The following is a 972-nucleotide window of genomic DNA, read 5'->3' as shown; positions in this document are numbered from 1 at the left end:
GAGGCGCCGGGGCGTACGCCCCCCGGGTCCGTAGTGCCGAAGGAAGGAGCCCGCGTATGCGGAAGGTGGTCACGGCCCGTAAGGCTCTCCCCCGCCCCGGTGGGCGCGCCGCCCCGACAAAAAGAGGGGGCGGGTGCCGCCGCGCTGCTCGCCCTGCTCCCGGCCTGTTCGGGGCTCCTACGGAGGCAGCCGGGCCCGCCCGGCGAGGCGGCGACCACGAAGGCAAAGAAAAGACTGGGACCGGGCGCCTTCCTCGGTGGCGGCCGTGGGCGACTCGATCACGTCCGGTTTCGAGGCCTGCTCGGTGCTGGCCGACTGCCCGGCCGTGTCGTGGTCGACGGGGACCGAGAAGGACGTGGACTCGCTCGCGCGGCGGCTGCTCGGCGGCGCGGACGTCGAGGACCACGCGTGGAACCTCGCGAAGTCGGGGGCGCGGGTCGAGGCCCTGCCCGACCAGATGAAGGCGGCGGCGGCGCACGACCCCGGCCTGGTGACGGTCCTCATCGGCGCGAACGACGCCTGCCGCTCCAGTGTGGACGCGATGACGCCCGTCAAGGAGTACCGCGCGGACATCGAGAAGGCTTTCGGTGTGCTGCGCGAGCGGGCGCCGGGGGCCCGGGTGTACTTCTCCAGCATCCCGGACCTCAAGCGGCTGTGGGAGCTGGGGCGTACGAGCGACCTCGGCAAGGAGGTGTGGAAGCTCGGCATCTGCCCCTCGATGCTGAGCGACCCAGACGCCATGGACAAGGCGGCGACGGAGCGCAGGGACCAGGTCGAACGGCGCGTCGCCGAGTACAACGAGACCGTCCGGGACATCTGCGCGAAGGACCGGCTGTGCCGGGACGACGGCGGCGCCGCGCACGCGACGCGCTTCACGGCGGGCGAGCTGAGCCGCTGGGACTGGTTCCACCCGAGCCGCGCGGGCCAGGCCACGCTGGCGCGGATCGCCTACGAGCGGATCACGGCGAAGTA

General features: G+C 72.9%; 1 protein-coding gene. It reads left to right on the top strand.

Translation table 11 applies throughout. From position 1 onward, the window contains the following. Window positions 1-265: 265 nt before the first annotated feature. On the top strand, window positions 266-972 hold a 707-nt coding region (locus SSBG_RS21720), incomplete at its 3' end, for a GDSL-type esterase/lipase family protein (RefSeq protein ID WP_420790324.1).

This window comes from Streptomyces sp. SPB074, from assembly GCF_000154905.1.
GTDB lineage: Bacteria > Actinomycetota > Actinomycetes > Streptomycetales > Streptomycetaceae > Streptomyces.
Note: the sequence above shows the minus strand (reverse complement) of the source record. Positions and strands in the feature narration are given on the sequence as shown.